This is a genomic window from Elstera litoralis (genome assembly GCF_000963705.1).
GTDB classification, from domain to species: domain Bacteria; phylum Pseudomonadota; class Alphaproteobacteria; order Elsterales; family Elsteraceae; genus Elstera; species Elstera litoralis.
Genome location: NZ_LAJY01000032.1, coordinates 1 through 13342, shown reverse-complemented (window position 1 = coordinate 13342; position 13342 = coordinate 1). Strand labels below are relative to the sequence as shown.

Annotated in this window: 12 protein-coding genes and 1 pseudogene; 5 read left to right on the top strand and 8 right to left on the bottom strand. The window is 63.1% G+C overall.

Going from position 1 to position 13342, the window contains the following annotated elements; all coding sequences use genetic code 11:
• The 4 genes from VZ95_RS02075 to VZ95_RS29620 form a co-directional block, all read left to right on the top strand.
• A partial coding sequence (locus tag VZ95_RS02075) for an amidase family protein (RefSeq protein WP_045774400.1) occupies positions 1-960 on the top strand: 960 nt, incomplete at its 5' end.
• A 46-nt stretch (positions 961-1006) separates the two neighbouring features.
• On the top strand, positions 1007-1327 hold the full coding sequence (locus tag VZ95_RS02070; RefSeq protein ID WP_456297667.1) for a FitA-like ribbon-helix-helix domain-containing protein: 321 nt from the start codon (positions 1007-1009) through the stop codon (positions 1325-1327).
• The gene (locus VZ95_RS29625) at positions 1324-1506 is read left to right on the top strand and encodes a PIN domain-containing protein (protein ID WP_456297666.1); all 183 of its coding nucleotides are present in this window, start codon (positions 1324-1326) and stop codon (positions 1504-1506) included. Before VZ95_RS02070 ends, VZ95_RS29625 begins: the two co-directional genes overlap by 4 nt.
• Before the next feature lie 25 nt (positions 1507-1531).
• Entirely contained in the window at positions 1532-1750 is a 219-nt protein-coding gene (locus VZ95_RS29620; RefSeq protein ID WP_456297665.1) for a PIN domain-containing protein, read from the top strand.
• On the opposite strand, the gene VZ95_RS02060 is transcribed toward VZ95_RS29620, so the two are convergent.
• The 3 genes from VZ95_RS02060 to VZ95_RS21380 are packed head-to-tail and all read right to left on the bottom strand — an operon-like array spanning position 1725 to position 5987.
• On the bottom strand, positions 1725-2639 hold the full coding sequence (locus VZ95_RS02060) for a 23S rRNA (adenine(2030)-N(6))-methyltransferase RlmJ (protein WP_052711406.1): 915 nt from the start codon (positions 2637-2639) through the stop codon (positions 1725-1727). The two genes, VZ95_RS29620 and VZ95_RS02060, sit on opposite strands and share 26 nt — an antisense overlap.
• Positions 2640-2644: 5 nt before the next feature.
• Positions 2645-4531 (bottom strand): ABC-F family ATP-binding cassette domain-containing protein, encoded by a 1887-nt coding sequence (locus tag VZ95_RS02055; protein WP_045774398.1) that lies wholly within the window; start codon positions 4529-4531, stop codon positions 2645-2647.
• 10 nt (positions 4532-4541) lie between these two features.
• On the bottom strand, positions 4542-5987 hold the full coding sequence (locus tag VZ95_RS21380) for a hypothetical protein (protein ID WP_052711405.1): 1446 nt from the start codon (positions 5985-5987) through the stop codon (positions 4542-4544).
• A 247-nt stretch (positions 5988-6234) separates the two neighbouring features.
• On the opposite strand from VZ95_RS21380, the gene VZ95_RS02045 reads away from it, so the two are divergent.
• Complete coding sequence (locus VZ95_RS02045) at positions 6235-7911, top strand: methyl-accepting chemotaxis protein (RefSeq protein WP_052711404.1); 1677 nt, start codon at positions 6235-6237, stop codon at positions 7909-7911.
• A 46-nt stretch (positions 7912-7957) separates the two neighbouring features.
• On the opposite strand, the gene VZ95_RS02040 is transcribed toward VZ95_RS02045, so the two are convergent.
• The 5 genes and pseudogenes from VZ95_RS02040 to purF all read right to left on the bottom strand — a co-directional run bounded on the left by VZ95_RS02040 (position 7958) and on the right by purF (position 13136).
• On the bottom strand, positions 7958-8473 hold the full coding sequence (locus VZ95_RS02040) for a tellurite resistance TerB family protein (RefSeq protein ID WP_045774397.1): 516 nt from the start codon (positions 8471-8473) through the stop codon (positions 7958-7960).
• A 124-nt stretch (positions 8474-8597) separates the two neighbouring features.
• Entirely contained in the window at positions 8598-9728 is a 1131-nt protein-coding gene (gene tgt, locus VZ95_RS02035; RefSeq protein WP_045774396.1) for a tRNA guanosine(34) transglycosylase Tgt, read from the bottom strand.
• Positions 9729-9730: 2 nt separating this feature from the next.
• Positions 9731-10771: a tRNA preQ1(34) S-adenosylmethionine ribosyltransferase-isomerase QueA gene (gene queA / locus VZ95_RS02030; protein ID WP_045774395.1), complete on the bottom strand. Its 1041-nt coding sequence runs from the start codon at positions 10769-10771 to the stop codon at positions 9731-9733.
• Positions 10772-10951: 180 nt separating this feature from the next.
• Positions 10952-11683 (bottom strand): SDR family NAD(P)-dependent oxidoreductase, encoded by a 732-nt coding sequence (locus VZ95_RS02025; RefSeq protein ID WP_045774394.1) that lies wholly within the window; start codon positions 11681-11683, stop codon positions 10952-10954.
• Positions 11684-13136: pseudogene (purF, locus tag VZ95_RS02020) on the bottom strand (amidophosphoribosyltransferase). It lies immediately after the preceding gene.
• Between the last annotated feature and the right edge of the window lie 206 nt (positions 13137-13342).

Here is a 13342-nt window from a genome sequence, read left to right as displayed (position 1 = left end):
CATTACGGCACGCCGCGCAATCCCTATGGGCGCGAGTTGGGGCTGGAGGCGAGCGGGCGGATTCCGGGCGGCTCCAGTTCCGGCGCGGCGGTTTCGGTCAGCGACGGCATGGCCCATGTGGCGATTGGCTCCGATACGGGCGGCTCGGTGCGGATTCCGGCGGCCTTCTGTGGCTTGGTCGGTTTTAAGCCAACCGCGCGGCGCGTGCCCTTAACCGGAACCCTGCCGCTGTCGACCACGCTCGATTCCATCGGACCAATCGCCAAAACCGTCGATCTCTGCGCCCAGGCCGATGCCGTTCTGGCGGGTGAGCCCAATGCGCTGCTGCCCGTGGCTTTCAATGTTCATGGTCTGCGGTTGCTGGCCCCCAGTACGATGGTTCTGGACGGGATGGATGCAACGGTTGCGACGATCTACGAACGCACCTTGTCGCTGCTGGCGGCCGCCGGGGCGCGCATTGTCGAAGCCAGCTTGCCGCTGCTGAACGATCTTCAGGCGATTGGTGCGCGCGGCGGCTTCTCCGCCCCCGAAGCTTATGCCTGGCACCGCGATTTGTTGGCCCGGCGCGGCGATGATTATGATCCGCGCGTCCGCTCCCGCATCGAGAAGGCGGCGACGCTGACGGCGGTCGATTATATCGAAGCGCTCAGCCTGCGCGCCGCCTTCGTCGACGCGATGACGGCAGCCCTCGCGCCTTATGACGCGATGATTATGCCGACCGTGCCGATTGTCGCGCCGCTATTCACCGAGGTTGAGAGTGACGAGGATTACACCCGCCTGAACCTGATGGCGCTGCGCAACCCCTCCATCGTTAATCTGGCCGATGGCTGCGCGCTGACGCTGCCGTGTCACCGTCCCGGCGAGCCGCCCGTCGGGGTGAGTTTGGTCGGCGCGCCGATGCAGGATCGGCGCATTCTCGCCATCGGTCGGGCCTTGGAGCCGCTGTTGCGCAACGCGTGAATGTTCTTGATGGGCGCAGGGTGGAACGGCCTCCTAACGAAAACGCTTGCGCAGCGGTATCATTTATACGAAATGGTGTCACTGGGAGCGTTTTTCGGAAAGATACCAAATGGCGAATGTTAATGTCAGAAATCTGCCCGATGAGGTGCATCGGGCCATTCGAGTCCAAGCCGCCCAGCACGGTCGCAGCACCGAGGCTGAAATCCGCGACATCTTGGAGCGGGCTGTGAGGCCTGAGGGCCGCGTAAAACTTGGCTCGTTCCTGGCCTCCATCGCCCGCGAGGCGGGCGGCCTGACCGATGAAGAACACGCCCTGTTTGAGAGGGCGCGCATCAAGTCTTCAGCGCGTGCGGCGAGTTTCGAATGATCCTGCTCGATACAAACGTGATCTCGGAACCGCAGCGCCAAGCCCCCAACGCCGGCGTGCTTGATTGGTTCGATGCACAAGCGCTGGAAACGCTCTACCTATCCGCGATTACGGTCGCCGAACTGCGTGCGGGTATTGCGCTGATGCCCTCCGGAAAAACGCCGGGCCAGCCTGGATGAAATCCTGGAAAAACGCCTGCTGCCGATGTTCGCCAATCGGGTGCTGGCGTTCGATATGGGGTGCACGAAGGCATATGCCGAGCTACTGGCCAAGTCCCGCGCGGCTGGCTTGTCGATCGAAACGGCCGATGCCTTCATTGCCGCCGTCGCCCTCGCGAACGGGTTCACTGTCGCAACCCGCGACACCAGCCCTTTTGAGGCGGCCGGGCTGAACGTCATCAATCCGTGGGGGGCGGCGCAATGACCACGGCCCAAGTGAACGACACGAGCGGATTTGGCGTGCTATCTGCCCCACGCTTAAGCGACTTCCGGCACCAGCCATTCCACAATCGTCCGCGCCTCAGGCCGGTTGAGGGCGAGTGCGAGGCGTCGCCGAGGGTCTGTAATTCTTCATCCCACTGCCAGGGCGGGTTGATGACGGCAAGACCACAGCCAAAAAACGTATCGGGTGCGGGCGGGCGGATGTGGAATTCCGCAATCAGAGTTTTCGGAATGGCGAGGCTCGCCAACACATCGTGAAACCGCGCGACTTCGGTAAGGTCTTTCACCGGATACCAGATCACATAGGTGCCCGTCGCCCATTTGGCGTGGGCCTCGGCGATGACCTCGATCAAGACTTCCCACTCATCGACGCGCTCGAAGGGCGGATCGATCAGAGCGACGCCGCGCCGCTCGAACGGGGGGATCTGCTTGATGAGCGTGGCATAGCCATCGGCGGGGCGAACCAGGATCTGCTTGTCGCCCTCGAACAGATTGGCTAGCGCGCGCCGATCTTGCGGGTGGAGTTCGGCCACTACCAGCCGGTCTTGCGGGCGCTGGAAATAGCGCGCGACGAGGGGCGAGCCGGGATAGAAGCGGTAGCCGCCCTCCGGGTTGAGATCGGCGATCACCTCCCGCCAGGGCGCGAGGATCGGTGCTTCTGGCGCGGCCATCACGGCGGCAACGCCCTCCTGCCATTCTAGGGTTTTACTGGCTTCCGGCCCGGCGAGATCGTAGCGCCCGATGCCCGCGTGCGTATCGATCACGCAGAAGCCCTTATCCTTCTTGCGCAAATGCTGAAGCAGCAGGGCAAGGGCCGCGTGTTTGAACACATCGGCGAAATTACCGGCGTGATAGGCGTGGCGGTAGTTCATCGAGACTAGGCAGCCTGGGCCGCGTCGAGCGCTTCCACGGCCTCCAGCCACGCGGCTTCGGCGGCGGCCAAGGCATTGCCCAACTCGCCCTGTTGCTTGAGCAAAGCGTTGAGCTTTTCCTTCGGCCCGTCGTAGAGGCCGCCCTCGGTCAGTTTCGCGTCGATCTTGGCCTTTTCGAGGGCAATTTTCGCCATCGCTTGTTCGGCGGCGGTGACGGCCTTTTTCAGCGGGGCGACCGCCGCCCGGCGCTCGACATTGGCTTTGCGCTGCTCGGCCTTGGAGAGGTTCGGGTCATAGTTGGCCCCGCCCTTGCCGCCGGGGGCGGTGAGCGAGCCCGATAGGATGAGCTTTTGATATTCGTCCATATCGCCTTCGAATGGGGTGGCGGTGCCGTGGGCGACCAGCCACAGCCGGTCCGCCACCATTTCCACCATGCGCCGATCATGGGACACGAGAATCACCGCGCCGCTATAGAGCGTTAGCGCTTCCACGAGGGCGGTACGGGCTTCAATATCAAGATGGTTGGTCGGTTCGTCGAGGATGAGGAGATGCGGCGCGTCATAGGTAATCAGCGCCAGCGTCAGCCGGGCCTTTTCGCCCCCGGAGAGCGCGCCGATTTTGGTTTGCGCCTTCTCGCCGCCAAAACCGAAGGCCCCCAGCGCGGCGCGGACTTTTTCGGGCTTTGTGCCAGCGGGCATCGCGCGCGTCATCGCCATGATCGGCGTTTCGGTAAGATTGAGTTCATCGACCTGATGCTGGGCGAAATAGCCGACGCGCAAGCGGTTCGGGGCAACGCGCTCGCCATCGGTCACGTCCAGCCGCCCGGCGATCAGTTTTGCCAGCGTGGTTTTACCGTTGCCATTGGCCCCCAGCAGGGCGATGCGGTCGTCGGGGTCGAGCCGGAGGCCGATATTGCGCAGGACGATCTTATCGTCATACCCGACTGAGGCATTGTCGAGCAGGATCATCGGCGGCGCGAGTTCATCCGGGTCGGGGAAGTTGAAGCGCACTTCCGGGTCGCGGTTGATGGCTTCGAGCGGCTCCATGCGCGACAGGGCCTTCACGCGGCTTTGTGCTTGCTTGGCCTTGCTCGCCTTCGCTTTGAAGCGGTCGATGAAGGATTGCAGATGGGCGCGCACGGCGGCCTGTTTGGCAATCGCCGCTTCCGTCTGGGCGAGGCGCTCGTTGCGCTGCTTCTCGAAACTATCGTAGGTGCCCGAATAGGCGAAGAGGCCCAGGCGCTCTAGATGGACGATGCCGGTGACGACGATATTCAAGAAATCGCGGTCATGGCTGATGAGAATAAGCGTCTTCGGCCAGGATTTGAGGAAGCCTTCCAGCCACAGCGCCGCTTCCAGATCCAGATGGTTCGTCGGTTCGTCCAGCAGCAACAGGTCGGGCTCGGAAAACAGCGCGGCTGCGAGCGCCGCGCGCATGCGCCAGCCGCCGGAGAAGGCCGAGAGCGGGCGGTTCTGCGCCTCGGCATCGAACCCCAAGCCGTTCAGAATAATCGCAGCGCGCGCCGGAGCGGTGTAGGCGTCGATATCCAGCAGCCGGGTTTGAATATCGGCTTGGCGGTGGCCGTCGGTGGTGGTGTCGGCTTCGGCCAGCAGGGCGGCGCGCTCGGTATCGGCAGCAAGCACATAGTCGAGCGGGGTGCCCTCATCGCCACGCACTTCCTGGGCGACGACGCCGAGGCGCAGGCCGCGCGGCAACGAAACGCTGCCGGCATCAGGCTCGATCTCGCCGGTAATCAGCTTGAACAGCGTCGATTTGCCCGTGCCATTGCGGCCGATCAAGCCGATGCGGTGGCCTTCGGAGATACGAACAGAGGCATTGTCCAGCAGAACACGCCCGGCGATACGATAGGTGAGATTGGTAATATCCAGCATAGCGGTGCCGTCATAGCACAGGCGCAGTGAGCAACTCGACGGTGATAATCAGCGCATGGAATAAAAACGCGGCAAAAAGCGCATAAGCCCCATTCCACTTATGCACAATCGTACGCGGCGACACCTCGGCAAGATTGCCGAGGATGAGGGCCGAGGCCGAAAAGGGCGAGAGCAGGGTGAACATCGTCCAGCTCGTCACCAGCGTTAGCAGCAGCGCAAGGGTCGAAACCGGCATCGGGTGCATCTGCATCATCGCCGCGCCCAGCAGCGGCACCGTGATAATCGGGTTGATGCTGACTTGTGCGCCGATGACGACGACCCAAAAGATCGCCAGCAGCAGGGCCACCGGCGGCAGGCCGAGATAATGCAGCAGATCGCCCAGGGCTCCCGGCGGAATAAGCGCGGCAACGCAACCGCCAACGATGCCGCCGCAGGAGAGCGAGACGACCTCATAGCGGCTTTTCGGCAGGCGTTCGGCGGCATGGCGGCCCACTTGGCGCAGGGTAATGCCGATGGCGAGGCGCAGATTGCGGCGGATATTCTGCCAGAACATCCACCCCACCGAAAACAGCGGCACGACGAGGATCACCACCGTTCCCAGCGGCCAGCCGCTGACTTGGCGGACGGCAATGATGAGCCCCAGCACCGCCACGACCAACAGGCTGAGCGGAAACAGCGTCTCCTTCAATGTCAGGTCGGTATGATAGCTGAGCGCGACGGCGCGGGCGCGCGGCGGATGCTGGATACGGTCCTGAAGATAGCCGAAAAACAGCAGCAGCGCGGCCATGACGAGGCCGATCGGCAGAATGGTCAACCACAGCCCATCGGGCACCAGGGTCAGCGAGACGGTGACGGTGAGCGTCGTCGGCGACCAGAGCGTCGAGGTGCTGAAGCCGCGCAGCATCGCCATGCTCATACGCTCCGAGCGCAAGGCCACAATCGCCGGATCGCCGCCCGCCTGGGTGAGCGTGTTCGAGCGGTGCATCATGCCGCCGAGCAGCGACAGCGCGCCGAGGTTCAGCACGATCCCGAAGAGATGCCCGCCGACGGTGAGCGCGGCGTAGCGGCGGCTCGGGCCTTGATTGATGAGGAACTCACCGCAGCGGTGAACAAGGTGGGAGTGGCTGGCGGGGGCTTGCAGAAAACCCAACGCCAGGATCAGCGAGGCGAAACTCGCGCCTTTCGCCGCCGCGCTCAACAAAATCGGGCCGGGCACGGGGTGCAGCACAACCACCGCCAAAACCGATAGCCCCGCCACCGCCACCAGCGGCGCTTCGCGCTTGTGCAGGCTAGGCAGGATCATGCCGAGGTAGAGGACAAGGCAGAAGGCCGCGATCATGCCGAACTCGCCTCGGCCCGAGACCGCCGCCAGAATCGTGAACAGGGCCAGCCCACTGAGCAAGGCGATGCTCAGGCGGCGGGCGGCGTGGGTGAGGGTTTCGGCGGGTGTGTGCATTGCATCATTCTGGTCTGTCGAGCGCCGCTCTGGCAACCGCCGCACCGCTGTGTGCGCCGCAAAGCTGGCTCCCGCTGCGGGCTGGGCTCATCTCTCGGGTCGGAATTTACGGGCATAAATTAAGTATACCTTAATATATTTCCCTATAAACAAGAAGGGATGTTTGGGAGGGGAGTGCAGCTTTTGGGATGCTTCCGACCCGATGGAGAGCCTTACTGGAATAAAACCAAGAAACGGGGAGGCCGTGATGCGAAAATTGCACAGTCTAAGACGCAAAATTCTCTTTCTGGTGCTGATCGCGGGCAGTCTGATGGTGATGGCGGCGGGTCTCTCGGCCTATTTTTTCCGAGAAGTCGCCACGCTGCTGCGGTCCGTCCAGGTCCAGGGCGAGATTCTCAGCGATTTCCAGTATGGCGATATGATTCACGATACGCTGCGCGGCCATGTCTTCGAAGCGATTCTGGCGGCTGGTGGCGATAAAACGGGCAATCCGGCCATCATCGCCGACGAAGCGAAAAGCGATTCGGCGGCTTTCCGCAAAACCCTAACCGACAATCAGGCGCGGGCCGATGGGGCGCTTAAGGAAACCTTGCGCGCCGTAACCGGGCCGCTGGAAGCCTATATCCGCCAGTCCGAAGCCCTGGTGGCCTTGGCCCCGCGCGACCGCGCCCAGGCCGTCGCGCAACTGCCGGATTTCATCAAAACCTTCGATACGCTGGCCGAGCAGCAAGATCAGGTCGAAGATCGGATTAAGGACGGAATGGCGGCAACCCGCGCCGAAGCCGATCGGCTCATTTCTCTCGCCTATTGGGCAATTGCGGCAGTGATTCTCACGGCCATTCTCGGGCTTTTGTTTGCCGCGCGCCTGATTTCCATGTCGATCACTCGGCCCCTTACCCAATGCGCGACCGCGCTCGATAATATCACCGATGGCAAGCACGTCGCGCCGCTGGGCTTCATCGCCTCGGACGAAATCGGCGCGATTGTTCGCGCCGTCGAAGCTTATCGGCAAACGGCGGAACGGGTAGCGCGCGCGCAAACTGAGCGGGAGGCCGATGCGGTGCGGCTCCACGCCCGGCAACTGAAGCTCGAAGCGGCGATTGCCAGTTTCGAAGGCGGAATCGGCCATGTGGCCAATGCCGTGACGGAGGCGACCAGTACGCTGAAAACCGGGTCGGCGGAGTTGGACCGTTTGGCGAAAAACACCCACGCCGATACGGCCTCGGCCCAGAATGCGGCGGGGCAAGCCTCCCAGAACGTCGATACGGCGGCAACGGCGGCGGCGCAGCTTTCGGCCTCCATCGCCAGCATCAGTCAGGATCTGGTCAGTTGCGCCGATCAAGCGACGCGGGCGGTCGAGGATGTTCAGCGCACGAACAGCACGGTCCATAGTCTCAGCCAAGCGGCCCAACGGATCGGCGATGTGGTGCGGCTTATTCAAGATATTGCCGAGCAAACCAATCTGCTCGCGCTCAACGCCACCATCGAAGCGGCGCGGGCGGGGGACGCGGGGCGCGGCTTTGCCGTGGTTGCCAGCGAAGTAAAAAGCCTCGCCAGTCAAACCGCCCGCGCGACCGAGGAGATTTCGGCGCAAATCGGCGCGGTTCAATCGGTCAGTCTGGAAGCGGCAACGGCGATGCAAGGCATCGGCCAAGTGATCGGCAGCATCAATCAGACGATCACGACGATTGCCTCGGCGGCAGAAGAGCAGCGCACGGCAACGGATGAAATTGCGCGTGCGGTTGAATATGCCTCCCAGGGCGCGCGGCAAGTGGCGGGCGATATCGTCCGTATCTCCGGGGCTTCGGCGCAAGCGGGCAGTATCGCCGGGCAGGTCGCCAATACCTCCAACGGCTTGGGAACGGAAACCTCGGCGCTGAACGGGATCGTGCAGCAGTTTTTGAGCACGGTGCGGACGGCTTAGGGGACAAGAAAGGCGGCGGCCTTTGCGGGGCCGCCGCCGAAAGGCCTTACGCCGCCTGACCCGGCAGCGTAACCGAGAAGCCCGGCTGGTTCATCGGGTGGTCTTGATCGAGGAACACGCCCCGGTCGTTCTTCATCATGAGAACCTGGAAATAGGGGCGGAAATCTTCATCGCTAATACCGAAGGCTTTCTGCACCTTATCGAAGAATTCGCGCTCCTCGGGTTCGGCTTCGCCATCGGCGAGCGCGCTATCGACGAGGTTCATCAGAATGCACAGGCGCTGCGCCGTGGTCAGTACGGGGGTGGCTTCGGTCAGGAACTGCTCGTGGCTATGGGTGCGGGTATATTTCATCGCCGCATTCAAGAGCGCCTGATTATTCGCGCCAACGCCAATGCTGCCGCCCTTGCCGCGCTCGCCGCCGATTACGGACAGCAGATGCCCTACTTCTTCAGGGTCCATCTCGCCATCGGCGGCCATTGTGTAAAGCAGCGCGATGGCGAACGCCTTATGGGCGGTCATCTGGTCGCCCTTATCGCTTTTGAACATGGAAAATAGGCTCATAACGGTCCCTTTCGATGGCACAAGACAGGTGTCGTCTAAGGGTCCGATAACGCGCCCGGACCTGAGACTAGGCACAGGTGGGCCGGAGCAATCTGGCGTTCAAGCGGGGATGGCGAAAATTATCCTATTGCCAGGGCGCTAAATCTCCCGCCGCTTGCTCCCGGTGAAACTCGGCTGCGAAGCTATCCAATCGATCCTCTTCGATAGCTTTGCGCATCCCAGCCATAAGCTCCTGATAATAATGGATATTATGCCACGTTAGCAGCATCGCCCCCAAAATCTCGCCGGCGCGGGTGAGGTGGTGCAAATAGGCGCGCGAATAGCTGGAACAGGCCGGGCAGGTGCAATCGGGATCGAGCGGGCGCGGATCGTCCTGGTGGCGGGCGTTGCGGATATTCACTGTGCCGCGCCGGGTGAAAGCTTGACCGGTCCGACCCGAGCGCGTGGGCAGCACGCAGTCGAACATATCGATGCCACGCTGAACCGCGCCAACGAGATCGGCGGGCTTGCCGACGCCCATCAGGTAGCGCGGCTTCTCCACCGGCAGGCGCGGCGTGGTTTGATCGAGCACGGCGAACATGATCGGCTGGCCTTCGCCAACCGCGAGCCCGCCCACGGCATAGCCTTCGAAATCCATCGGGATCAGCGCGTCCATCGAGCGCGCGCGCAAATCGGGATAGACGGAGCCCTGGACAATCCCGAACTGCCCATAGCCGGGGCGCGCGACGAAGGCCTTGCGTGAGCGTTCGGCCCAGCGCATCGACAGTTCCATCGATTGCTTCGCCACCTCGTGCGTTGCCGGGTAGGGGGTACATTCGTCGAACGCCATCGTGATCGTAGCGTCGAGCAGGTTTTGGATTTCGGTCGAGCGTTCCGGGGTGAGCGTATGGGCGCTGCCGTCCAGATGCGAGCGGAAGGTCACGCCGTTTTCGCTCATTTTTCGTAAGGCGGTGAGGGACATGACCTGATAGCCGCCGCTATCGGTGAGAATCGGGCCTTCCCAATTCATGAACTTATGCAGGCCGCCGAGGCGGGCAATCCGCTCGGCAGTCGGGCGCAGCATCAGGTGATAGGTATTGCCCAGCACGATTTGCGCGCCGGTCGCCTTCACCGCGTCCACCGTCATCGCTTTTACGGTGGCGGCGGTGCCGACCGGCATGAAGGTGGGGGTTTCGACCACGCCGTGCGCGGTAAAAATCCGCCCGCGCCGCCCGCGTCCGGAGGTGTTCAGAAGCTCAAACCGCAGCCGCGTCATGATTATGCTCGCTCCAAAAGGCAGGCGTCGCCATACGAGAAAAAACGATAGCCGCTAGCAATCGCATGGTCATAGGCCGCACGCATCCGCGCCTGCCCGGCAAAGGCCGACACCAGCATAAACAGCGTGGAGCGCGGCAGGTGGAAATTCGTCAAAAGCCGATCCACCGAATAGACCGGCTTGCCGGGATAGAGAAAAATCTCGGTCGATCCCGCCAGCGCGCTAAAGCTGCGATCCGGCGCAACCGCGCTTTCCAGCGTGCGCAGGGAGGTGGTGCCACAGGCGATGATGCGCCCGCCACTCGCCCGGTGCGCATTCAGCCGCGCCGCCGTTTCTGGCGAAAGCTCGGCCCATTCCGAATGCATCTTATGGTCTTCGATCCGGTCCACCTTCACCGGCTGAAACGTGCCCGCGCCCACATGCAGCGTCACCGTTTCGGTCAAAACGCCGCGCGCTTTAAGCGCCTCTAAAAGGCGCGGCGTGATGTGCAGTCCCGCCGTCGGGGCCGCAACCGCGCCGTCTTTCGTCGCGAAAATCGTCTGATAATCGTGTCGGTCCTGGGCATCCTGGGCGCGGCGGATATAGGGGGGCAGGGGCATTTCGCCGACCTGCTCCAGCGCCGCCGTCAGATCCGCCCCGGCGCGGTCGAACTGCACCAGCACTTCGCCGCTGTCGCGCTTCTCTAGCAGCGTCGCGCGCAGAACCTCGCCGATGAGGATGGTATCGCCGATCTTCAGCCGCTTGCCCGGTTTGGCGAACGCCGTCCAACTGCCGTCGCCCTGGCGCTGGTGCAGCAGCAGTTCCACCGGAACCGTCACGCCGCCCTCTTGCCGCGCCCGCACCCCGTGCAGCCGCGCCGGAATGACGCGGGTATCATTGAAGACGATCACATCGCCCGGCCCGAACAGCGTGGGCAAGTCGCCGATGATACGATCTTCCAAAGCCTCCCCAACGCAGAGCAAGCGCGCGCCCTCGCGCGGTTCCATCGGGCGTTCGGCGATGAGGTGGCCTGGAAGGTCGAAGTCGAAATCGGCGACGTTCATGGAAACTCTTTGCTGCGCAAGGTTAGGGGCGCGGCCCCTAAACAACCCCGATTAAGGGGCGTCGCCCCTTAATAATCCCTTTTACTGGGCGGGGTTTTCTACGCCGCAACAGGATTAAAGGAAATGGGATTCTCAAGGGGCGACTGCCCCTTGAGTGGGGTGCAGGGGCAARGCAGCCTGCTACTGCAGCCGCAGAACCGTCCCGTTGCGCTCACACTCCACCGTCGCGAGATCGAGGTACAGCGGCGCGATACCGTCGGGCGTGGTGAAGCCGCTAGCGTCTTCCCCCGGAAAGCCTTCGGCGCGCAGGCGGGTCGCGACGGTGCTGGGATCGACGCAATTGACGCGCAGTTTCGTCTTGGCGTTTTCGACGGCGTAGGTCTGCATCAGGCTGAGCAGGGCGGCTTTGCTGGCGGCATAGGGGCCGGTGAAATGCTCAGGCGTCGCCGTGCCGGGACCGCCGATGGTGGCGATGATGCGCCCGGCGTCCGACGCCCGCAGCAGCGGATCGCAGGCGCGGATCAAGCGCCAGGGCGCGGCGAAATTCACCGCCATCAGCTTTTCGAAAATCTTCGGCGTCTGGTGCCCGACCGGCGAGAAGCCGCCGAGCATGCCCGCGTTCAGCACCAGCACGTCGAGCCGCCCGAAGCGCTCGGCTAGGGCATAGCCGAGTTGATCGATCTTCGCGCCATCGGCGAGATCGAGCGGCAACAGGGTTGCCCCTGGGTGGCCGGTGGCGCGGATGGCGTCATCCACCTCTTCGAGCCCGCCGACCGAGCGGGACACGAGAACCACTTGCGCCCCTTCGGCGGCGAAAAGCTTGGCGACCGCAGCACCAATACCGCGCGAGGCACCCGTAATGAGCGCGATGCGCCCCCCCAGTTTTCCCTGGCTTAGTTTTCCGTCGCCCATCTATTCCGCCAGCACGCTCACGCGGTCGTCGCTGGTGCCGTCGGTGAAGTCGGTCAGCGGAATCGGGTAATCGCCGGTAAAGCAGGCGTCGCAGAAGCCGGGATTGTCGCTATCGCGGCCTTCCGGGTGGTTCATCGCCCGATACATGCCGTCGATGGAGACGAAGGCGAGGCTGTCGGCCCCGATGAACTTGGTCATCGCTTCAACGTCCATCTGGCTCGCCAGCAGCTTGTCGCGCCGGGGGGTATCGACGCCATAGAAGCAGCTATACGTCGTCGGCGGCGAGGCGATGCGCATATGCACTTCCTTGGCGCCTGCGGCGCGGACCATTTCCACGATCTTGGTCGAGGTGGTGCCGCGCACGATGCTGTCGTCGACAAGGATAACGCGCTTGCCCTGAATATGGGCGCGGTTGGCGTTATGCTTCAGCTTCACGCCCAAATGGCGGATCTGATCGGTCGGCTCGATGAAGGTGCGGCCAACGTAATGATTGCGGATGATGCCGAGTTCGAACGGAATTCCAGCTTCCGTAGCGTAGCCGAGCGCGGCGGGAACACCCGAATCCGGCACCGGAATAATCACATCGGCATCCACCCCGGCTTCGCGCGCCAATTCGGCACCGATGCGCTTGCGGGCGTTATAAAACGCTCTCGCCTTCCACAATGCTATCGGGGCGCGCGAAATAGATATGCTCGAAAATGCAAAAGCGGCGGCTGGCTTTCGGGAACGGGTGGCGGCTGGTCAGCCCGTCGCGGGTGACGATCACCATTTCGCCGGGCTCAACGTCACGGATGAAGTCGGCCCCGAGAATATCGAGCGCGCAGGTTTCCGACGCCATCACATAGGCGTCGCCCAAGCGGCCCAGCACGAGCGGGCGCACGCCGTTGGGGTCGCGCACGCCGACAATGCCATCGTCCATCAGCCCGACGAAGGAGTAAGCGCCGGAAATCTGGCGCAGCGCATCGATCAGCCGGTCGACCACGGCGGTGGCGAGCGCCGTTGCGATCAGATGGACCACGACTTCGGTATCGGTGGTCGATTGGAACAGCGAACCCCGTTCGACCAAGCGGCGGCGCAGGGCCTGATTATTGGTGAGATTGCCGTTATGGGCGATGGCGAAACCGCCGATGGCAAGATCGGCAAACAGCGGCTGCACATTGCGCAGCAGCGTGTCGCCGGTCGTGGCGTAGCGGGTGTGGCCGATGGCCGCATGGCCCTTCAGGCGGTTAATCACGTCCGGCTGGGCGAAGGTTTCACCGACATGACCCAAAGCGCGATGGGCGTTGAATTGCTTGCCGTCGAAACAGACGATTCCCGCCGCTTCCTGGCCGCGATGCTGGAGCGCGTGCAGGCCGAGGGCGGTATGGGCGGCGCTATCCGGGGTGCCGTAAATGGCGAAGACCCCGCACTCCTCCCGCAGCTTATCGTCGTCAAACGGATGCGTGGTGAGCATGCGGGAAACCCCCTTCGAAAGACTAGGCTAAACCCGACCGGGCGGGGCGGGCCAATGGCAAGGCGCCTCTTTACTGCTTATTTTTGATGAATGCATCAAGCGAGTTACGTTGCTGGTCGTCATAGCCGCCTCCCGCTTTTGCAGGGGCTCCGGGGGTTGCGGCGTTCGGCGCAGCAGCAGGGGCGGGTTTCGGTTGTATCGGGGCG